We start from the raw sequence: 20,605 nt of genomic DNA, 5'->3' as shown, positions 1-20,605 counted from the left end.
TCCTCTGATTTCTCGACTTTTTTCGTCAGTAGATAAAAAAGAGACTCGCCCCTGAACCCTTATGGTACAAGGGATCAATGAGCAACCATCGTAAAAAATAATTTCAAAAAATATACTGGGAGTGGATTGACAATAGGGTGGGGGAGCGGATAAACTGAAATTAGTACAAAAGTAACAAATGTCATAGACTCAACAATGATCTTACATAAGCAAATCTCAATTGCATACCGAAATCATGTACAAACGCAAACCGTATCGAAAGAACGGGACGCAAAGTCAGGAATCTACTGTCTCTAAAGTTGAGGCTAGGGTCGTCCGGCCGCCGTGAAGCTAACCCTTCGTGGCGGTCTTTTTGTTGTTATAGTCGCGTGACAGATTCATAGAATAGTAACTAGGAGGTGTGGACTATTGAAAAAAGGAGTACGTAAAACAGCCGCCATCATTATGGCGGGCCTATTGACCGTATCCAGTGCTTTTACGTGGGGTACGGATGTCAGAGCAGCTTCAGGGGTGCCGTATACGCCAACACCGGTTTTGGGGGTCGCAGGGAATTTTAATGCTTTTATCCTCGGGGATTTTAAACAAGCCAATGATCAGATTGAAGGCCGCCTGGCAGCGGCGGGGGACATTACCCTCTCCGGAGGTTACGGAGTAGCTAGGGCGTACAGGGATGCTTCGCCGACGGATGTACTTGTGGCCGGTAAGAATTTTGTACATTCAGGCAGTGGAGAGATCTATGGAAATGTGGTATTTGGGGATAGCTTTACAGCCAATGAGCCTGGTGTCAACATCAAAGGCGGGAAGAAAAATGCCAGCCCGATTGATTTTGCAGCCGAGCAGCAAGCTCTGATCTCCCGTTCCACAGAGTATGGGGCCTTGGCTGACACGAATGAGATCGGCAATAACAATTATGGACAGCTCAAGATAAGTGCACCGGATCGTTTCAATGTAGTTCATTTGGATGCCTCGACACTGGCGAAGACCAACTATATCGAATTCAACATTGCACAGAACGCTACGCTGATTATTAATATAAGCGGGTCTACAGTCAATGTGCCGAGCTTTGCAATGAATAACGGCAGAGCCAGTCAGGTATTGTTCAACTTTTACGAAGCTTCTGAGGTGAATATCGCTTATACCTCATTCTTCGGGACGATCCTCGCACCTAGAGCGGATGTTCATTATGCCGGAGCAGAGCTGTACGGGACTCTGATTGCAAAATCTTTTAGCGGCGGGGTTGAGATGCACCTGGGATTGTACGAGGGAGAGGGGCCGCCGCCGAGTCCGACGCCGACCGCAACGCCGACACCTAGTCCATCACCGACACCAACGCCGACTGTGAAACCAACACCAACGGTAACGCCAACACCGACTGTGAAACCAACACCAACGGTAACGCCAACACCGACTGTGAAACCAACACCAACGGTAACGCCTACACCTACAGTGAAGCCAACGCCGACGGTAACGCCTACACCTACAGTGAAGCCAACACCGACGGTAACGCCTACACCTACAGTGAAACCAACACCGACGGTAACGCCGACTCCAACTGTGAAGCCAACACCGACCATAAAACCGTCACCTACACCTGTGTGCACTCCAACTCCAAAGCCAACACCGACTGTAAAACCGACACCAACGCCAACGGTGAAGCCGACACCAACGCCGACCGTGAAGCCAACACCAACGCCGACCGTGAAGCCGACACCGACCGTGAAGCCAACACCAACGCCGACCGTGAAGCCGACACCGACCGTGAAGCCAACACCAACGCCGACCGTGAAGCCGACACCAACGCCGACTGTGAAGCCAACACCAACGCCGACTGTGAAGCCGACACCAACGCCGACCTTGAAGCCAACACCAACGCCGACCGTGAAGCCGACACCAACGCCAACGGTGAAGCCAACACCGACACCAACAGCGGTGCCGACACCAACGCCAACAGCAGTACCGACACCAACGCCAACGGCAGTACCGACACCAACGCCAACGGCAGTACCGACACCAACGCCAACGGCAGAACCGACACCAACACCAACGGCAGTACCGACACCAACGCCAACAGCAGTACCGACACCAACGCCAACGGCAGAACCGACACCAACACCGACGGTAGAACCAACACCAACGCCAACGGCAGAACCGACACCAACGCCAACGGCAGTACCGACACCGACGCCAACAGCGGGACCGACACCAACGCCAACGGCAGAGCCGACACCAACACCGACGGCAGAGCCGACACCGACGCCAACGGCAGAACCGACACCAACGCCAACGGCAGTACCGACACCAACGCCAACAGCTGAGCCAACACCAACACCGACGGTAGAACCAACACCAACGCCAACGGCAGAGCCGACACCAACACCGACGGCAGAGCCAACACCAACACCGACGGTAGAACCAACACCGACACCAACACCAACGGCAGAGCCGACACCAACGCCAACGGCGGTACCGACACCAACGCCGACGGTAGAACCAACACCAACACCGACGGTAGAGCCGACACCAACGCCGACGGTAGAGCCGACACCAACGCCGACGGCGGTACCGACACCAACACCGACGGTAGAACCGACACCAACGCCAACGGCAGAGCCAACACCAACGCCAACGGCAGAACCGACACCAACACCGACGGTAGAGCCGACACCAACGCCAACGGCAGAGCCGACACCAACACCGACGGTAGAACCAACACCAACGCCAACGGCAGAGCCGACACCAACACCGACGGCAGAGCCAACACCAACACCAACACCGACGGTAGAGCCAACACCGACACCGACGGTAGAGCCGACGCCAACGCCGACACCAGAGCCGACACCAACACCGACGGTAGAGCCGACACCAACGCCGACGCCGACACCAACGCCGACACCAACGCCGACACCGACACCAGAGCCGACACCAACGCCGACGCCGACACCAGATCCAACACCAGTAACAACGCCAGCGCCAACATCGCCGCCGTTCAGTTTCCCTCCAGTGCCTACGCCGACTCCGATTATCGGATTTATCGTGAGCAATGATGTGGTTGTGAATGATGATCCGCTGCCGCTTGGACCTGTAGCAACTCCAATAGCTACAACAGTGCCGACGCCGACACCGGCTGTTGCGGTTGCGCCAATAGCAGCAACACCGGAGCCAACGCCTTCAGCAGAACCGGCACCCGATGTAGTCCTTATTGATGATGAGGTTCCTCTAGGCGGTGTGCCTGTGGATGGAACCTTGCCGAAGACGGGCGAATCCAGTCCTGCGCCTTATTATTTTGCCGGTTTGGCACTCGCTGGTCTGGGCTTGATTCTTAGAAGAACCACCAGAAACAGCAAACGTAAGTGAGTGACCCGAACTGAGATTTATACAAACAAACGATGATTCTGTGATTTGACAAGGGCTGCTTTCGGAGAATACGTTCTCCTGGAAGTAGCTCTTTTTTTCGTTGGAAATAAGTGCATGGATACAGAATGTATGCGAAAAACAACATACAATGTGCCGGTGAGAGAGTCAGCGGACCAAATGTATGCGAAAAACAACATACAATCTGTGCCGATGAGAGAGTCAGCGGACCAAATGTATGCGAAAAACAATATACAATGTGCCGATGAGAGAGTCAGCGGATCAAATGTATGTGGAAAACAGCATACATGCAATCTGCTGCGGGAAGGCGAGTGTGCTAAATAGAGTCCACCTGCTTCTTTCAAGAGTCTTGCAGAGTACAATGGAGTTGAAGTTTGCGCCTCAGCCGTATTTTTAGTTGGCCGTACTCCCATGCTATACTAGGCTCAAATTAATATGGTTGCTTACTGAAGGAGGAACGTTGATGTGGATGATATACCTGCTTGTGGTGCTGATCGTGGTGGCCGGAGGGGTGGGGTATGCCGGATTCTATTTTTATGGAGTAGCCATTAAACGGGCCCCTAAGGAATTCCTGGCCAAGACCCCAGACCTTAAGATCGATCCGCCGCCGGTGGCCGGAGCCTCGTGGGGAGAAGGAGCGGAGTGGGTGTCCCGGCAGACCTTCCGTGAGGTAGAACTGGTCTCTGAGGATGGGCTCAAGCTGCAAGGCTATTATCTGGCGTCGGAGCGTGCTGCCGGACGGACGGTCATTGTTGCCCACGGGTATTCCGGGAAGGCCAAGGATATGGGAGCGACCGCCAAGAACTATTATGAGAACCTGGGGTACAATGTGCTGCTGCCTGATGCCAGGGGACACGGGAAAAGTGAAGGAGATTATATCGGCTTTGGCTGGCCGGAGCGCCGGGATTATCTGAAATGGATCGGATTCGTCCTGCAGGAGAATGGTCCGGACGCGCAAATCGTACTGCATGGTGTATCTATGGGCGGAGCCACGGTGCTGATGACGGCCGGCGAGGAGCTTCCTCCGCAGGTCAAGGCGATTGTCGCCGATTGCGGTTATACCTCGGTCAAGGCCCAGCTGTCCTATCAGCTGAAGCGGATGTACCATCTGCCGAGCTTCCCGTTTGTGCCGGTGGCCAGTCTGGTGACCCGGATGAAGGCCGGTTATTCCTTCGGGGAGGCGTCTGCGCTGAAGCAGGTACGCAAGGCCAAGGTGCCGATTCTGTTCATCCACGGGGATGCGGATAAGTTCGTGCCTTATGCGATGATGAATGAGCTGTATGAGGCCTGCCGGAATCCGAAGGAGCAACTGGTGGTGCATGGAGCGGGGCATGGTCTGTCCTATGATACGGATAAAAGCACATATATCCGCACGGTAGGCGAATTCGTGGAACGCTATGTACACAGCCCGGCTGCCGCTGAATCTGTCAGATAAAAGCCCCTGGAACGTAGACGCGCCCGATATCCGCTGACAGCGGTTATCGGGCGCTAATTATGTTCCACACATGGAGCCTTTCCCTGAAGAACAGAGAAGCAGCTATCCATGTCTTATCGGTATATTAATCCCCCGCCGTCTGTGAGCAAGACGGGTGTCGTTATTCCTTGTTATTTCCAGCAGCCGTGTGGCGAGAATAATCCTTCCAATACGACAAAAGCCCTACCTCTCTTTTGTCCTTGCGGCTCCGTGGCCGCGCCAGTGTGAATCGGAATGCTATGTTCGAATTTAGTCTCATAAAAGGGATAAGTACTGCAAGAAAACGTAAGATATTGTGTCCAAACCGCCGATAATATAGAGAAGTGATTCATCGGCCTGACATCTTCTTGATGGGGATAAACATACTCGAAAACAAATATTATTTTATTATAGCATGGTCTTTACATAAATGCAACTGTATATTGGGCTGAGGCCGGACGGGGATGAGGGGACAGATGAGACTATACAGAAGCTTTTTGAGAAATCAGATCCGGAACTATATCTTCGGCTCAGCGGTAGCGGTACTCGCGGTCGGGAGTCTGCTTATGTTATCTTCCCTGGAGATCAGCCGGGTTGAATATTACCGCCTCTTGCTGGTGCTTGCTTGTTCTTTCTTAATAATGGCCTCTATTGAGATTACTGTCTTTCTCAGACAGATCAGGCCCGTACGGGCTGCGCTGGTTCAGGAGAATGCCGCATTGTCTATGCTGGAGGAAGCTTATCTGCACACGCACCAGCTGCCCAAACGGGCCATACAGCGGATTATGGGGCCACATCTGCTCGGATTATCGGTGCCGGCCCTGCTGTTAACGTTCTGGATGATTCATACGGGCTGGGTTACGTTCCCTTATATCTATCTGATTCTGGCGATGTGCTGCGCAGTACTTGTGGCTTGTATGCATTCCCTTATTGAATTCTTCCTGACCTGCACCTCCATTATTCCGCTGATCAAGGAATTCAGGAACCGTGCGCTGGAGCAGTATGGTGTGGATTTTTCCCTGGAGGGCCATGTGTTCGTGCCGATACGCCCCAAATTCCTGGTAAGCTGTATGCTGATCGGCACCTTCCCGCTGTTCCTGTTTATTATGGCCACGCATATCCGTATGAACGGTGAAGGGGATTCGATAGTCGTCGTCGGACTTCAGAGCTACTGGGCCTGGGCGGGGATGGTGCTGATGATCGGCACGCTGTTCTCCTCCATTGCGGCCTGGCTGCTGACGAACAGCGTACAGCAGCCGATCCATGAGCTGTATCAGGCGATGAACCAGGTGAAGGACGGCAATCTGATCCAGGTGCAGGATGAGTACTCCGATGAGTTCTCGAAGCTGGTGGCAGGCTTTAACATGATGGTCCGGGGGCTGCAGGCCCGGGAGCAGCAGAGCCGCCAACTGCTGGACAGCTACTTCTCCACCCTTGCCGTGGCGCTGGACGCCCGCGATTCGTATACGGCAGGACACTCGCTCCGTGTAGCGGAGTATTCGGTAATTATCGGGCAGCTGGCCGGACTGAGGGGGCAGGAGCTGGATGATCTGCGCAGGTCGGCGCTGCTGCATGATATTGGTAAGATCGGGGTCAGAGACAGCATCCTCTTCAAGGAAGGAGCCCTAACAGATGAGGAATTCCTTCAGATTCAGAGTCATACTGTGCTAGGGGAGAATATTCTGCGGCAGATTGAACCGGCGGACAAAATGGCACCCTATCTGGGCGGCGTCCGCTCGCATCATGAGCGTTATGACGGCCACGGCTACCCGGATGGTCTTGCCGGTACGGATATCCCCCTGCATGGCCGGATTATTGCGGTAGCAGATGCTTATGATGCGATGACGTCGGACCGGCCTTACCGTAAAGGGATGGACCATGAGCGGGCGCTGAATATTCTGGAGCAGGGCAGGGGGAGTCAGTGGGACCCTCAATTCGCCGGACTGTTCCTGGGGTACTTCGGCCGGAATCCGGAAGCCCGTAAGGGTGCTCAGCCCGTCCAAGCCGGGTAATTCATAAATGATTGCATTATCCTTATATTCCTTGCCGAAGCGGATACTATCCAGTTTATGGAGGATCCGCTTCAGCTTTGCGTGCCTATTTTGTGAACTGACATGGAATTGCGACAATTAACGACTACATTCATTGAAGGATTGAGGGCAGACCGTTATAATTATTAAGTCTGGATTTTAATTAAAAAATAAGGGAGATTTCTATGAAACGCGCAGATGTGCTGCTGATTTCTATCGTTCTGATTGCTGCGCTCGCTTTTCTCGTGCCAAGATGGCTGTCAAACGATGCTGATAAAGGTGGGCCGGGCAAAGAACTCAAGGCCAACATCACGGTAGATGGTAAGTTATTCAAAACGATAACCCTTACCAAAGAAGAGCAGACTATTGAGGTCCGCACCGAACGGGGCTATAACATTCTGAAGGTGTATGATTACGGGGTTGAGATGTTCGACGCGGATTGTCCCGATAAGGTATGTCTTGGCTTCGGATTCATCACGCTGCCCAAGCAGACCATCGTATGTCTTCCGCACCGGGTATTGGTTGAGATTGCAAGTGCGGCCGGGGAGGATGAAGTAGATGGCTATGTCCAGTAGTGAATCGGCTACAGCGCTGAAGCGGACCGTAATTATTGCTATATTCGCTGCCGTTGCTGTGGTGCTGAGTATTGTGGAGGCGCAGATCCCGCTGGCCGGAGTGGGGCTGATGCCCGGGGCGAAGCTGGGCTTCGCCAATATTATGATTTTGACCTGTATTTACTTTTTGCGCGGACGGGATGTCCTGGTTCTGGTGATCCTGAAGACACTGCTGACCGCCTTCCTGCTCGGCACGCTGTCCAGCCTGCTGTTCAGCCTGTTCGGCTCCCTGTTCAGCTTCATCGTGATGTTCGCGCTGGTGAAGCTTGGCCGCAGAAAGTTCAGTGTCATCGGCATCAGCATTGCAGGCGGATTGGCTCACAATACGGGGCAGCTGCTGGCAGCCTCGTTCGTGTTCAATTCAACGAGTATTTTCTATTACCTGCCGGTGCTGCTGATTACCGGTATTATTACGGGCATTGCTGTCGGTTTCGCCGTCCGGTATGTGGTTGACTCGCTATCCAAAATATCCTTGTTTGAAGAGTTCCTGAACGGACCGGGTCACTAGCTGCGGAAGGATGAGTAACATGAATCAAGCGTACAACGATAGAACAGCCGGTGAAAAGCCAGCGGTGATTGCCCTTGAGGGCGTATCCTTCGGCTATGACCCGGAGCATCCGATTCTTCATGATATCAACGTATCGATCCCGCAGGGCCAATGGGTGAGCATTGTCGGGCCTAACGGCTGCGGCAAATCGACCCTGGTCAAGCTGCTGAATGCGCTGCTTCCGAAGAGCGCCGGTCATATCTCAGTCTGCGGGCATACGCTGCAGGAAGAGACGGTCCAGTCCATCCGGCAATGCATCGGAATGGTCTTTCAGAACCCTGATAACCAGTTCATCGGGCAGACGGTGGAAGAGGATATTCTCTTCGGCCTGGAGGGCCAGTGCCTGTCCTACGAAGAGATGAAGGAGCGGCTTGAATTCTATACTGGTAAGCTCGGGATTGGCCATCTGCTGTCGAAGCATCCCGGAGAGCTGTCGGGCGGGCAGAAGCAGCGAGTGGCCATCGCCTCGATTCTCGCCATGAAGCCAGGCATCGTCATCTTCGACGAGGCCTCTTCTATGTTGGACGAAGGCAGCCGCGATGAGCTGATGGGGATTCTGCGGGACATGCAGGCCGCGGGCAGCTACACGATTCTGCTGATTACCCATGATGCAGATGAGATTCTGGCTTCGGACCGGGTGCTGGCGCTGCACGGGGGAAGCATCGCGGCAGATGTATCACCTGCGGAGCTGTTCCGTGATGCGGAGCTGCTGGAGAAGTGTCATTTGCGGGAGCCTTATACTTGGCAGCTAGCCCGTGAACTGGAGAGCCGGGGAATTACGGTGGATGTACCCGCCAGCGAAAAGGAGCTTATAGACACACTATGGCAATACAACTACAGCAAGTAAGCTACACGTATGCCGACCGCAGTATGTGGAAGCAGACGGCGCTGCACGGGATTAATCTGGAGATTGCCGAGGGTTCGCTGACCGGCATTGCCGGAGCCACCGGCTCCGGCAAATCTACATTGCTCCAGCTGTTCAATGGCATTCTTAAGCCGACGGAAGGCACGGTGCAGGTGCTGGATGTAACGATAACTGCTGGGGAGAAATCACCGAGGCTGCTTCCGCTGCGGCGGAGGGTAGGCCTCGTCTTTCAATTCCCGGAGCAGCAGATGTTCGAAGATACGGTGGAGAAGGATCTCTGCTTCGGGCCGCTGAACTTCGGAGTCAGTCTGGAGGAGGCCAAGGCACGGGCCCGCAAGTCGATGACGGACATGGGGCTGGATCTGGCGCTGCTGGAGCGCAATCCCTTCCGGCTCAGCGGAGGACAGATGCGCAAGGCGGCTATCGCTTCCGTGCTGGCAATGGACCCGGACATTGTGGTGCTGGATGAGCCGACAGCCACCCTGGACCCGGTAAGCCGCGCGGAGCTGATCGCGCTCTTGGAGCGGCTGTGCCGCGAGCAGGGCCGGACGATCATCATCGTGACGCACCGGATGGATGAACTGTTGCCGTATGCCGACAACTGGGTGCTACTTAAGGATGGGGAGCTCGCCTTCCAGGGCAGTGGCGGCGAACTGGCCGCTGATCCGGCGATTCTGGAGCGCTGCGGACTGCGGGTTCCGCAGTCTCTGCGTTACTGGCAAGCTGCCGCCGAGCGCTTCGGCCTTAGCGGCGAGAAGCCGCTCCTTACAGCGGAGGGCCTCGCGGGGCGGCTTGCGGCCTTGCTGGAAGAGCGCCGCACGCTGAATGCCTCCGGCACGGAAGAAATGGGGAATGGCCATGAATGAGCGTCTGCTGCTGGGACGCAGCATTGATACGGGCTCCTGGGTCCATAAGCTGGATGCCCGGTCCAAAATCACCGGGATGCTGCTCTATGTAGCCATCATCCTGCTGTCTACTTCGTGGAGATCAATCGGGCTGGTTGCGGTCTTCTCCATCGTGGTGATGGCGACGACCCGCATTCCACTGAAATATTTCATCAAGGCTGTGAAGCCTCTGCGTTATCTGATGTTGTTCATCTTCATCGTACAGGCGCTGTCCGTGAAGGAAGGGGAGGTGCTGTGGTCGCTTGGCTCGTTCTCGCTGCATGCGGGCGGCCTGCGGATGGGAGCATTTTCTGTCATCCGCATGTTATTCCTGCTGACCTTCACAGCCCTACTGACCTTCACGACGACACCCGCCAAGCTGAATCAGGGACTTGAGGGAGTACTGGCCCCGCTTAAGAAGCTCAGGCTGTCACCGGACCGGATTACGCTGATGATCAGCATCGCGCTCCGCTTCATCCCGACGATTCTGGATGAGGCGCAGATTATTCTTAAGGCGCAGGCCTCGCGCGGAGCGGACTTGAAGGAGCTGCCGCTGAAGGAGAAGGCACGGATGCTTGTCTCGCTGCTGGTCCCGGTTATCGCCAGTGCGTTCCGGCGCGCCCAGGACCTGATCTATTCCATGGAAGCCCGGGGCTTCCGTATGGATGCGCCGCGCAGCCGGTATCACCGGCTCAGGTGGGGCGCGGCGGATACGCTTTTTGTTGCTATGTTCGTTGTACTGGGAGTTGCAGTTGTATTATTGTAAGACATTTAGGGGGATACGGTAATGGCACGTTATTTTAATGGTAAAGAAGTAGAGTTACTGGCACCTGCGGGAACCTTCGAGATCTTCAAGGCTGTTATTGAATCGAAGTGTGACGCGGTGTATTTCGGCGGTCCGGTGCTGAACATGAGAATGATGCGCAAGGGCTACAACTTGAGTCATGAAGAGATTATCGAAGCCCTGAATATCGCTCATAGTATGGACAAAAAAGTATATATCACGGTCAACAATCTGTTCAGCGAAGAGGATGTGGAAGAGGCCAGAGCGTACCTTAGCTTCCTGGACACGGCCCGACCGGACGCGCTGATCGTGCAGGATATGGCGGTGCTGGAATTGATCCGCGAGATGGGGCTGAATCTGCCGGTTCACGCATCCGTCATGATGAATGTGCATAATCTGGAGATGATCCACGCGCTGAAGGAGCTGGGCGTCAGCCGGGTCGTTACCTCGAGGGAGATGGATCTGCAGACTGCGAAGCTGCTGGGCGCAAGAAGCGGTATGGAGCTGGAGTATTTCATCCATGGCGATATGTGCTCTGTCCACGGGGCGAACTGTTATTTCAGCTCTCAGGTGTTCGGGATGAGCAGTAACCGGGGCAAATGCATGAAACCTTGCCGCTGGGATTACCGGATCAAACGTGACGGCTATGTCTTCCCTGCGGAATATCCGCTGGCGGTGAAGGATATGTTCATGTATGAGCATCTTCCGGAGCTGATTGAATCGGGCATTACTTCCTTCAAAATCGAAGGCCGTATGCGCGATAAAGACTTCATGGTGATGCTGTCCAACAGCTACGGCGATGCGATTGACCGTTATATCGATGATCCGCTGGGCTTCGACCGGACCCAGGATTCCAAAGAGCTGTATAACAACCGTAAGCGTGATTTCTCCACGGCGTATGCTTTTGGCAGACCGGGACTGTCGAATATCAACCGCCGTTATGAGGGGACAGGCAAGTTCTACAGTACTGGCAAAGTATTCAGTACGCCGACTGCCGAGCGTGAGCTGTCTGCGGAGCGGGTGACGGAACTGCGGGCACGAATGGCTGAAGACAGACGCAGTACCCTTATCAAGCCTGAGCTGGCAGTGCGTGTGAATAATATGGAGCAAGCGCGACTCGTACTGGAGATGGGAGTAGACAGCTTGTACCTGCCGGGCGATGTGTTTGAGCCGGACCGTCCTTTTACGAAGCAGGATATTAAGGATCTTGGAGCGGTAAAAGGCCATACCAAGCTATATCTGGGTCTGCCGCGGATGATGAACGAGCTGCATTTCGACCAATATGATCATCTGCTGAACGGGGAACGGCTGCCGATTGACGGCCTGATCATTACGAACCTGGGGGCGATCCGCCGTTACCGTGGCACCGGTTACCCGATGATGGGCGATGCCAATCTGAATGTATATAACCATCTGTCAGCCGGACTGTATGCCGGACTGGGCTTGACGAAGCTGACCGTTTCGCCGGAGATGACGCTGGAGCATTTCGCCTCCTTCACCTCGCACAGTGACTTGCCGCTGGAGGTTGTGGTTCACGGAACGCCTGCATTGATGTATATGGAGCATGATCTGTTCGAGAATACAGAGGTGATGGAGCCGATTGGGGAGGAAGACAACCAGTATGTCCGTAATGAAGTGCTGGTGCTCAAGACCGATAAGGGCGAGAACCCGGTCTACCGTGACCAATATGGCCGCTGCCATCTGCTGTTCGCCAAGGAGCTATGTTATCTCCCGATGCTGGGTGAAATGAACGGCCTGGGAATTACAAGCTTCCGGATTGAAGGTGCGACATACAGCATAGAGGAGCTGCGCACTATTATTGCTGCTTATCAGGCTGCAATGGATGGGGCGAAGCCGGAGGAGGAACTGCTGGGCGGGCTGAAGCCGGTCTATGCGGGATACACCCTCGGTTCACTGCAATTCAACTAATGCTAATAATTCAATTTTAAAATAACGCCGAGGAGAGTATAATAAGGGCATATGGCGCAATTATAAGTACCTTTTTTCACAAACTAATCATCTTGAATTATCAGCAGTTGAAAGTGAGGGATTTACATGGAACAGAGCGTCATCATTGGAAGAGAAGCGGTAGCTGCCAAAAGAAAGCAGTATTTCTACCCGTGCACCGCACATTTTTACCGGGATGCCCCGCAATTGGTGCGCGGAAGCATGCAGTATGTCTACGATGAGAACGGCAAGGAATACACCGACTTCTTCGCAGGAGTCTCAGTGGTTGCCTGCGGCCACTGTAATCCGGCTATTACTTCCCGCACGATAGCACAGCTTCAGCAATTGCAGCACACTTCGCCGATCTATCTGACCCAGCCGAATGTAGATTTGGCGGAACGCCTGGAAGAAGTGCTGCCGGGCGCGCTGCGCCGGACATTCTTCGTCAACAGTGGCTCGGAGGCGAATGAAGGGGCGCTGCTGCTGGCGCGGATGCATACCGGCCGCAAAGGCTTCATCGCCCTGGAAGCTGGCCTGCATGGCCGGACCAACCTCACCATGAGTGTGACCGGGCTGCAAATGTGGAGGACCGATGCCTACCTGGATGAGGATGTGACGTTTATTAAGCGCCCGTATCATCCGGAATTGACGCTGGAGGAAGCGGCGGCGCAGTCGATCCAGAATCTGAAGGAGGTACTCGCTGCCCAAGGAGACACCATTGCTGCCATGATCGTGGAGCCGATTCAAGGGAACGGCGGGATCGTCATGCCTGCGCTGTCCTATTTCCGTGAGGTGAAGGCGCTGCTTGAGCAGTACGGTGTACTGCTGATTGACGACGAAATCCAGACCGGCTACGGCCGGAGCGGAGCTATGTTTGCGATGGAGCATTTCGGCGTCGTGCCGGACATTATCAGCATGGCTAAGGCGCTGGGGAACGGAGTGCCCATCGCTGCCTTTTCCACAACGGATGAGATTGCGGCATCGCTGAACAAGCCTTCCGCCTCGACGTTCGGAGGGAATCCGGTCTCAGCGGCTACGGCGCTGGCGGTGCTGGACTACATCCGTGATGAGCGGCTGGCAGAACGTGCGGCTGAGCTGGGCGGGCAGCTGAAGCAAGGCTTGCTTGCTCTCCAGGAGCGTTACCCTGCGTTGATTACCGACGTACGGGGCACCGGACTTATGCTGGGGGCCGAGCTAGCCGGTTCGGAGACTGAGGATGCGGCTGCGGTGACAGACTATGTGCTGGAAGAGCTGAAGGACCGCGGATACCTGATCGGCAAAAACGGTATAGGCCGCAACGTCCTCGCCTTCCAGCCGCCGCTTGTGGTCACTTCCGGTAATATCGATGCCCTGCTGGATGCACTCCATGAAGTGCTGCAAGCGATCCACTGAGAAAGAGGCCTAACAATATGGTTATCATTAATGCTTTTAAACATACGGCGCTTAAAATGAAAATGTTCAGCGAGCTGGTGATGTTCTCGCATACGCTGTTCTCACTGCCTTTTGCCATCATCTCGATGGTCTGGGCGGCGGGAGGCTGGCCTTCCGGCCATATGATGTTATGGGGACTAATCGCGCTGATCGGTGCACGCAACGGGGCGAATGCGTTCAATCGTCTGGTAGACCGCACCTTCGACGGCAACAATCCGCGAACCGCCCACCGGCATCTGCCGCAGCGTCTGCTCGCCGAGAAGGAAGTCATTCTGTTCATTATCATCAATTATGCCCTGTTCATTGTGGCCTCCGGGATGCTGAACCTGCTCTGTCTGGTGCTGTCCCCGGTAGCCATTGTACTGATCTCATCCTACTCTTATACGAAGCGGTTCACCTTCCTGAGCCATCTGTATCTGGGCTTCGTGATTGCTTCGGCGCCGATTGGCGCCTGGTTTGCGGTTACCGGGAATATCGCCTTCACGCCATTCGTGATCGGAACCGTGGTGATGCTCTGGATTGCCGGGTTTGATATCATCTACGGGACTCAGGACATTGAGTTCGACCGCAAGAACGGCTTATGGTCCATACCGAGCTTCTTCGGCCTGGAGAACGCGCTGCGGATCTCCAAAGGGCTGCATTTCATTATGGTTATGCTGCTGCTGTTCCTGTACGTCTGGCGTGATCTCGGCTGGATGTATCTGGTGGGCATCGGCATCGCTACGGTGCTGCTTATGACAGAGCACAAGATTATCAAGCCTGCTAACCGCAAGCTGATGAAGGTGGCTTCTTATAATTTGAATCAGGTGATCAGTATGGTGATCTTGCTGTGTACGCTGATTGATTATTTTTACGTTAATTAGGTTGGGGGGGGGCGCGTTTGGTGAGGGCGGGCCGGAGGTTGGGGAGCTGCACTGCGCGGAATGTTTGGACTTCCGGTCGCTGTTAACTTCGGATTCCCTGATTCGAGCCGCTGAACGCGGTAGGAATCCGAAGTTAAAGGCGAACGCTGCCGCTCCTACAGTTCCAAAATTCCTCTCCGTTCCGTCCTAACCTCTCCCAGAGCAACACTAACTTCAAAAAGACAACAGGCCTACCCAGAGGGGGGCGGCAGAAAAAGCGCGAATAAGCTTAGAGCTTCGCGCTTTTCTTCTTTTTGGGCGGAAACCTTAAAACCCTCCAACCCCAAACCCCAAACCCCAAACCCCAAACCGCAAACCCCAAACCGCAAACCGCAAACCGCAAACCGCAAACCGCAAACCCCAAACCCCAAACCCCAAACCCCAAACCGCAAACCCCAAACCGCAAACCGCAAACCGCAAACCGCAAACCGCAAACCGCAAACCGCAAACCGCAAACCGCAAACCGCAAACCGCAAACCCCAAACCCCAAACCCCAAACCCCAAACCCCAAACCCCAAACCCCAAACCCCCTAGCTAAACACCACTCACGTTCGCTGCGCTGCGTTCGCTGGTTTAGCGGATGGGTGAGATGTGGGCGGTTAAGTGTATTTCGTACAACTAAAAGACATCCAAAAAGCTAATTTCGTATGATACATGTATTCTGTACAACTAAAAATAATGAAAAGTAGCTTTTGAGGGTATTCCAGCCTAAATAGGTGTACAGAGTGCAATTAAAGCACCTGTCAGCTCATTAGAGGGGACTTTAGTTGTAAAAAATACAATTAGCGCGGCGAAGTGTGATAAAAAACAAAAAAACGAGCCTTACTCAGGCTCGTTTACTTAATATGTGTTAATACATATAGTGTGAAGGGTGGAGCGTACAGTATGAACTAATAAAGCAGCGTGGAGCTTGCAGCATCATAATACAGCTGAGCTACGTAAGCATTGTACGAAAGCTTACAGATGCTAACCGATTGCAACAGCCTTGGCCAGGTATTCCCTGCTGACGGCCACAATGCGCTAGAGCATCGCTGGCTATAACCCATTCAGTCCGGAGCTCAGCGGTCACGCCCGGCGAAGTATTCCAGCAGTATATTCAGATCGGCATGCGCCGGGAAGCTGGAGAGCTGCTCCACAATCGCAGCAGCCCGGGCCAGATAGTCCTGGCTGACGGCCTCTGAGCGGGTTAGGGCATCACTGGCCCTTACCAGCTCCAGGACTTGTTCGATGTCGGCGGGAGATGAGCCAGGGCCTATTCTGCGGATGACAGGGGCAAGCTCGGCATCCTCTAAGGCAAAGAGCACCGGAAGGGTAACCTGGCCGTGGCGGAGATCGCTGCCGGCCGGCTTGCCTAGTACATCCGCCGATTGCGTGAAGTCCAGGATATCATCCTGGATCTGGAACGACATCCCCAGCGCTTCGCCGAAATCATAGAGGAGCTGGGCTGTCTCTGTGCTGCTCTCCGCCGACAGTGCGCCTACCCGCAGGCAGGTGGCCATTAGCAGCGCGGTTTTGTTACGGGATTTCTCCAGATATTGCTCCAGCGTAAGATCATAATCGAAGGCATGCTCTAATTGCTGATATTCGCCAAGACACAATTGGGAGGTGGCGACAGAGGACAGATCGTGAACGTAACGGTCCTTATCCCCGGTGTACTTGCTGAGCAGTTCAATGATGCGGGCAGACATATAATTACCGATATGAACAGCGGATAGAATGCCTGTCTTGATATGAAGCGCAGGCTCGCCCCGCCGCAGCTCGGCGTTATCAATAATATCGTCATGAATCAGTGAGGCCACATGGATAAATTCAGCCGCAGCGGATAATTGCAGAGTTCGGCGTCCGGCAGGTCTCAGGCCAAACCGGCTGCCGACAATAACCATCAGCGGGCGGAGGCGTTTACCGCCTGAGCCTGTTAATTCGAGAATGCTCTGCGCCAGCTGCGACTTTTTGGGAACATCCTTATCATGGGTGACCAGATTCTTAATTTCACGGTTAATTTCATTCAGATCAATATTCAAGGCTTCATGCAGCTTCATCGTTCATGTTCCCACCTGTCAAATGGCTTTACTGGTACGGCTTCGTTGTCTGCGCTCCTGAATGAGGAATTCATCCAACTCCCGGGCCGGATTGTGTTCGGTGAACTCTCCATTTGAACGTGCGATCTGCATTTTTTTGATGGAAGGGGCCATGTAGGCCACCAGATCCAGCTCCCGGCATTTCACTGCAAACTGCAGATAGAAGCTGTACAGGTAATCTCCATCCAAAATGTTACGGGTCAGGTCAGGATGATGTGGGACACATTCCATATGGCGCTGTGCTGCCACGGTAAGAATGGTATAAATGCCTAGCAAATGGGTTTTGCGGTCATATTCCAGATCATGGCGTTCCAGTACCGAGAGCATTTGCTCACATTCTGCCGGAGAGAGAGACAACTGAATTCCGGCGATCTTAGACATCTCAGCCTGAAGCAACCGGAATGTATCTTGGGCGATTTTTTGGTTCACAAGCTTCTCTCCTTCATGTCGGTTTTGCTGGATGGAACCGAATCCCTGATTATCCCTACAAAACCATTTTGTTGAAAACGAACATATAAATGTACTTTCACCTCGTTAAACAAGGAGAGTAATGTGTCCTAGGGACACATTACTCTTAAGAATATCCTATTCAGCTTGCAGCAGCGCAGGTTGTGCATACGCCGCTGTTATAAATGAATGTAGTTCTTAACCACCGGTTACCCGGTTCATCAGTCGGTATACAGATACCAGCGCCGGACGAGAGGTATCCTCTTCCACTGCTTCTTGAGCCAAGGAAGAACATAGTAATCCAGGCTGAACACGGTGCCGGAACCGCCGATGCAGGCAATCGCTGCCCCAACATACCAGAGCATTTCTGTTGCTGCCATCTTGGTGGTCCAGATCATAACCGCCATACCTATCGTAGCTATAGCAGAGATAGCTGTGAACAGACCGACGATCAGCATTACACCGAAGACGATCTCGGCACAGACCATACCAATTTGGAACCATTTGGCCAGGAAGGTGTAAGAACCATCCGGGTTATAGAACATGAGATCCATGAACCAGTTAGAGATATCATAAATGAAGCCTGGAACCGGAAGAGCCGATACAGCTTCTTTGGCAGTGGATACTGCGGAAGCGGCAGATTGGGCATCTACGGTAGTTTTGACTGCATCCACAGCCTGACTTGCTGCCGATGTGGCGTCTGCATAAGGAGCCGCAGGAATCAGGAAAATCTTATTCGGATCAACCCAGATCTTGCGGATCTTCTCTATACCTTCATATAACCACATTCCCCCAAGGAGCATACGGAGCGGAACGAGCCAGAAGTTCGGCGAGCGCTTGGAGAAGTAACCGCCAACGAAGCTCTTGCGGTTCTCAACATGGAAGAACTCGTGCATCATGTAAGTCCAGACCTTATTGAAGCCTACAACCTGTGACAGATAGAACATATTGATGAAATGTTTGGACAACATAGCCATGAAGCCGGTCAGCATGAAGAACTTGCCCGGAAGACCAACGTTCGCTACACCGTAGCGGCTGCCGATCGAAACCATGGTGCCGTGGAAGCCTGGTTTGTATGCTTTTTTAGGCGTACCCTTGATATCGGCAGTGATATTGCCTGCGATAACCGGAGCCGCTTGTTCAGCATTCTCAACCATTTGCGGAACTGGACGTTCTTCGCCTTCAGGGATGAAGAAGATGTTATCCCCTACAACGTATACGTTCTTATGGTCAACACTTTCAAGGTGTTCATTGGTAACAATACGTTTGCGGCCTTGCTGCTGAACATCAAGGTTGCCGACAATTTCGGAGCCTTCAACACCGGCTGTCCAGACAATTGTCTGTGCATCCACGATGTTCTTCTCGCCGAGGGCAACAGAGCCTGCGCCTACTTCGGTGATTTTGGCGCCTGTAACAATTTCTACCTTCAGCTTGCGCAGACGGGCTTCGGCTTTCTGGATCAGCTTATCCGGCAGGATAGGCAGGATCTTCGGAGCCATATCAGCCACGATTAATCTCACTTCGGAAGGATCGATGAAGAATTCTCTGCAGAGCTCATCGCGCTGCTCGGCCATTTCACCTACAAGCTCAACGCCGGTAAAGCCGGCACCGATAATTACGAAGGTCAGCATAGCGCGGCGTGTAGCCGGGTTCTTTTCCTTCGCAGCTTTGGTGTACATGTCGCGGATCTGACGCTTCAAGGCAACTGCATCATCGTAGGACCAGAAGGAGAAGGTGTTCTCTTCTGCTCCGGGGATTCCGAAGAAGGTTGGCTTGCTTCCTGTGCCGATGACCAGATAATCATAAGCATAAGTGGCTTTGTCGGACTTCAGCTTCTTGTTCTTGAAATCAATGTTGCTGATTTCGTCCAGAACAACATCTACCTTCAGGCCGGCAAAGATTTTCTTCAAGTCAATTTTGATCGAATCCTCAGGTGCGCGATTCGCAGAAACCTCATGCAGCTCAGTCAAAAGAGTGTGGTATGGATTTCGGTCGATCAGTTTGATTTCTACATCTTTGTCGTTCTTAAATTTCTTTGCCAGTTTCTTAGCCGTGAGTACGCCGCCGTAGCCGCCGCCCAAAATGACTATTTTCTTCAAGAGAAACTCACCTCATTCATCTGATTAGCTGCAAAAGGGTAGCGAATAATTATTTCGCGCCTTCGAGTGCTTTTTGTGCAAGTGTGAAATATTCACCAACGTGGATGGATACGCCGGAAATTGCATCTGTTTTACCTTCAGCATCCAGGGTAGGAGCTACGCCTTTGTTCTCAAGGAAGTATTTCTCGGCAAGGGCGATTTCTTCATGCCATTCAGCAGCAGCGCCGCCGGCTTTCATGCCGTATTTGCCGTCTACAGAATATTGTTTCTTATCGTCGCCTGCGGCATTCACACCGCTGAAATTAACAGCTACAACGTTGCCGTTAGCAACAGAGAGAGCTACTGTGGACTTCCAGCCGGATGTAGCATCCATTTCGCCTTCAGCAGTATATCCGCCATCTTTGTATGGGCCTGCTTGTGCAGGGCCGGCAGCAAGTGCAGCCTGAGCCGCGCCAACGAAATCACTAACGTGTACGGATACACCGGAGATTGCATCTGTTTTGCCTTCAGCATTTACAGTGAGAGCAGCAGGATCTTGTTTTTCAATCAGGTAGGCTTCAGCAAGAGCAGCCTGTTCATGCCATTCGGACTTCGCTCCGCCGATTTTTACCAGGCCGTAGTTGCCGTCTTCAGATACTTTTTTCTTCAAATCGCCCGCTTTTTTAACATTGAAAGCATTCCAGTCAGCTTTGGTGATTTTGCCGCCTTCTACAGTCAGTTGTGTAAAGGTCTGCCAGCCAGTCTCTGGATCGGCATCCACTGTACCGTAGTAGGTTCCGTCCTGGTACTTGCCTGTTTCGGCTGCAGGTGCAGCAGTTGCTTCAGCTGCGGCAGTAGCAGTTGCTACAGGTGCTGTTGTTGCAGCAGCGTTCTCTGCTTTGTTGCTGTTGCCACAACCTGCGAGTAAAGTACCCAATACCAGAGCGCTCGACAAGATTACAGAAGCTTTTTTCATTTTGATATGACCTCCAAGAAAATAGTTTAAAATATATATATTAAAATGTAAAACATTTTAATAGCGGTGGAAGTGATAAAAATCACTTTATAAATGATAAATGTCACTTTCATCTCGGTCTTAAGTCCCTTTTTGTAGCAGGCATACGACATATATCGGCAGGCAATAAGAAAAAATTTAATCATATCGTTTCTTGT

The 20,605-nt window shown here is 53.1% G+C and carries 15 protein-coding genes and 1 riboswitch; of the genes, 11 read left to right on the top strand and 4 right to left on the bottom strand.

Going from position 1 to position 20,605, the window contains the following annotated elements:
* Positions 1-234: 234 nt before the first annotated feature.
* Positions 235-327: riboswitch (cyclic di-GMP riboswitch) on the top strand.
* Between the two features lie 81 nt (positions 328-408).
* The 11 genes from J2Z70_RS33755 to J2Z70_RS23730 all read left to right on the top strand — a co-directional run bounded on the left by J2Z70_RS33755 (position 409) and on the right by J2Z70_RS23730 (position 14,790).
* On the top strand, positions 409-3,354 hold the full coding sequence (locus tag J2Z70_RS33755; RefSeq protein WP_209877306.1) for a choice-of-anchor A family protein: 2,946 nt from the start codon (positions 409-411) through the stop codon (positions 3,352-3,354).
* Between the two features lie 487 nt (positions 3,355-3,841).
* Positions 3,842-4,807, top strand: a complete 966-nt coding sequence (locus tag J2Z70_RS23775; protein ID WP_209877418.1) for an alpha/beta hydrolase — start codon at positions 3,842-3,844, stop codon at positions 4,805-4,807.
* A gap of 515 nt (positions 4,808-5,322) precedes the next feature.
* The gene (locus J2Z70_RS23770) at positions 5,323-6,837 is read left to right on the top strand and encodes an HD domain-containing phosphohydrolase (protein WP_342593050.1); all 1,515 of its coding nucleotides are present in this window, start codon (positions 5,323-5,325) and stop codon (positions 6,835-6,837) included.
* 203 nt (positions 6,838-7,040) lie between these two features.
* Positions 7,041-7,430 carry a NusG domain II-containing protein gene (locus J2Z70_RS23765; RefSeq protein ID WP_209877304.1) on the top strand — a complete coding sequence of 130 codons (390 nt, stop codon included), beginning with the start codon at positions 7,041-7,043 and terminating at the stop codon, positions 7,428-7,430.
* The gene (locus J2Z70_RS23760) at positions 7,414-7,977 is read left to right on the top strand and encodes a Gx transporter family protein (RefSeq protein ID WP_036700635.1); all 564 of its coding nucleotides are present in this window, start codon (positions 7,414-7,416) and stop codon (positions 7,975-7,977) included. Before J2Z70_RS23765 ends, J2Z70_RS23760 begins: the two co-directional genes overlap by 17 nt.
* A 19-nt stretch (positions 7,978-7,996) precedes the next feature.
* A complete protein-coding gene (locus J2Z70_RS23755; protein ID WP_209877302.1) occupies positions 7,997-8,863 on the top strand; it encodes an ATP-binding cassette domain-containing protein in 867 nt (288 codons plus the stop codon).
* Entirely contained in the window at positions 8,839-9,747 is a 909-nt protein-coding gene (locus J2Z70_RS23750) for an energy-coupling factor transporter ATPase (RefSeq protein ID WP_209877300.1), read from the top strand. Before J2Z70_RS23755 ends, J2Z70_RS23750 begins: the two co-directional genes overlap by 25 nt.
* Positions 9,740-10,531: an energy-coupling factor transporter transmembrane component T family protein gene (locus tag J2Z70_RS23745; RefSeq protein ID WP_209877298.1), complete on the top strand. Its 792-nt coding sequence runs from the start codon at positions 9,740-9,742 to the stop codon at positions 10,529-10,531. Before J2Z70_RS23750 ends, J2Z70_RS23745 begins: the two co-directional genes overlap by 8 nt.
* Positions 10,532-10,552: 21 nt before the next feature.
* Positions 10,553-12,478 (top strand): peptidase U32 family protein, encoded by a 1,926-nt coding sequence (locus J2Z70_RS23740; RefSeq protein ID WP_209877285.1) that lies wholly within the window; start codon positions 10,553-10,555, stop codon positions 12,476-12,478.
* Positions 12,479-12,604: 126 nt separating this feature from the next.
* Complete coding sequence (locus J2Z70_RS23735; RefSeq protein WP_209877282.1) at positions 12,605-13,888, top strand: aspartate aminotransferase family protein; 1,284 nt, start codon at positions 12,605-12,607, stop codon at positions 13,886-13,888.
* 17 nt (positions 13,889-13,905) lie between these two features.
* Entirely contained in the window at positions 13,906-14,790 is an 885-nt protein-coding gene (locus tag J2Z70_RS23730; protein WP_051477771.1) for a UbiA-like polyprenyltransferase, read from the top strand.
* 1,097 nt (positions 14,791-15,887) lie between these two features.
* On the opposite strand, the gene J2Z70_RS23725 is transcribed toward J2Z70_RS23730, so the two are convergent.
* From J2Z70_RS23725 to J2Z70_RS23710, 4 genes are all read right to left on the bottom strand, one after another.
* Positions 15,888-16,868, bottom strand: coding sequence for a polyprenyl synthetase family protein (locus tag J2Z70_RS23725; RefSeq protein WP_209877280.1), 981 nt, complete (start codon positions 16,866-16,868; stop codon positions 15,888-15,890).
* Between the two features lie 18 nt (positions 16,869-16,886).
* A complete protein-coding gene (locus tag J2Z70_RS23720) occupies positions 16,887-17,336 on the bottom strand; it encodes a hypothetical protein (RefSeq protein ID WP_036722118.1) in 450 nt (149 codons plus the stop codon).
* 239 nt (positions 17,337-17,575) lie between these two features.
* Positions 17,576-19,453 carry an FAD-dependent oxidoreductase gene (locus J2Z70_RS23715; protein WP_036722120.1) on the bottom strand — a complete coding sequence of 626 codons (1,878 nt, stop codon included), beginning with the start codon at positions 19,451-19,453 and terminating at the stop codon, positions 17,576-17,578.
* A gap of 49 nt (positions 19,454-19,502) precedes the next feature.
* Positions 19,503-20,408 carry an FMN-binding protein gene (locus J2Z70_RS23710; RefSeq protein WP_209877278.1) on the bottom strand — a complete coding sequence of 302 codons (906 nt, stop codon included), beginning with the start codon at positions 20,406-20,408 and terminating at the stop codon, positions 19,503-19,505.
* Between the last annotated feature and the right edge of the window lie 197 nt (positions 20,409-20,605).

The organism is Paenibacillus silagei, from assembly GCF_017874735.1.
In the GTDB taxonomy this organism is placed as follows: domain Bacteria; phylum Bacillota; class Bacilli; order Paenibacillales; family Paenibacillaceae; genus Paenibacillus_AQ; species Paenibacillus_AQ silagei.
This window is presented reverse-complemented; position numbering and strand designations above follow the sequence as displayed.

Excerpts from the sequence above, each read along its gene's own strand:
- J2Z70_RS23735 (WP_209877282.1), top strand. The coding sequence starts at position 12,605 with ATGGAACAGAGCGTCATCATTGGAAGAGAAGCGGTAGCTGCCAAAAGA.
- J2Z70_RS23760 (WP_036700635.1), top strand. The coding sequence starts at position 7,414 with ATGGCTATGTCCAGTAGTGAATCGGCTACAGCGCTGAAGCGGACCGTA.
- J2Z70_RS23740 (WP_209877285.1), top strand. The coding sequence starts at position 10,553 with ATGGCACGTTATTTTAATGGTAAAGAAGTAGAGTTACTGGCACCTGCG.
- J2Z70_RS23755 (WP_209877302.1), top strand. The coding sequence starts at position 7,997 with ATGAATCAAGCGTACAACGATAGAACAGCCGGTGAAAAGCCAGCGGTG.
- J2Z70_RS23765 (WP_209877304.1), top strand. The coding sequence starts at position 7,041 with ATGAAACGCGCAGATGTGCTGCTGATTTCTATCGTTCTGATTGCTGCG.
- J2Z70_RS23730 (WP_051477771.1), top strand. The coding sequence starts at position 13,906 with ATGGTTATCATTAATGCTTTTAAACATACGGCGCTTAAAATGAAAATG.
- J2Z70_RS23775 (WP_209877418.1), top strand. The coding sequence starts at position 3,842 with ATGATATACCTGCTTGTGGTGCTGATCGTGGTGGCCGGAGGGGTGGGG.
- J2Z70_RS23750 (WP_209877300.1), top strand. The coding sequence starts at position 8,839 with ATGGCAATACAACTACAGCAAGTAAGCTACACGTATGCCGACCGCAGT.
- J2Z70_RS23710 (WP_209877278.1), bottom strand. The coding sequence starts at position 20,408 with ATGAAAAAAGCTTCTGTAATCTTGTCGAGCGCTCTGGTATTGGGTACT.
- J2Z70_RS23745 (WP_209877298.1), top strand. The coding sequence starts at position 9,740 with ATGAATGAGCGTCTGCTGCTGGGACGCAGCATTGATACGGGCTCCTGG.
- J2Z70_RS23725 (WP_209877280.1), bottom strand. The coding sequence starts at position 16,868 with ATGAAGCTGCATGAAGCCTTGAATATTGATCTGAATGAAATTAACCGT.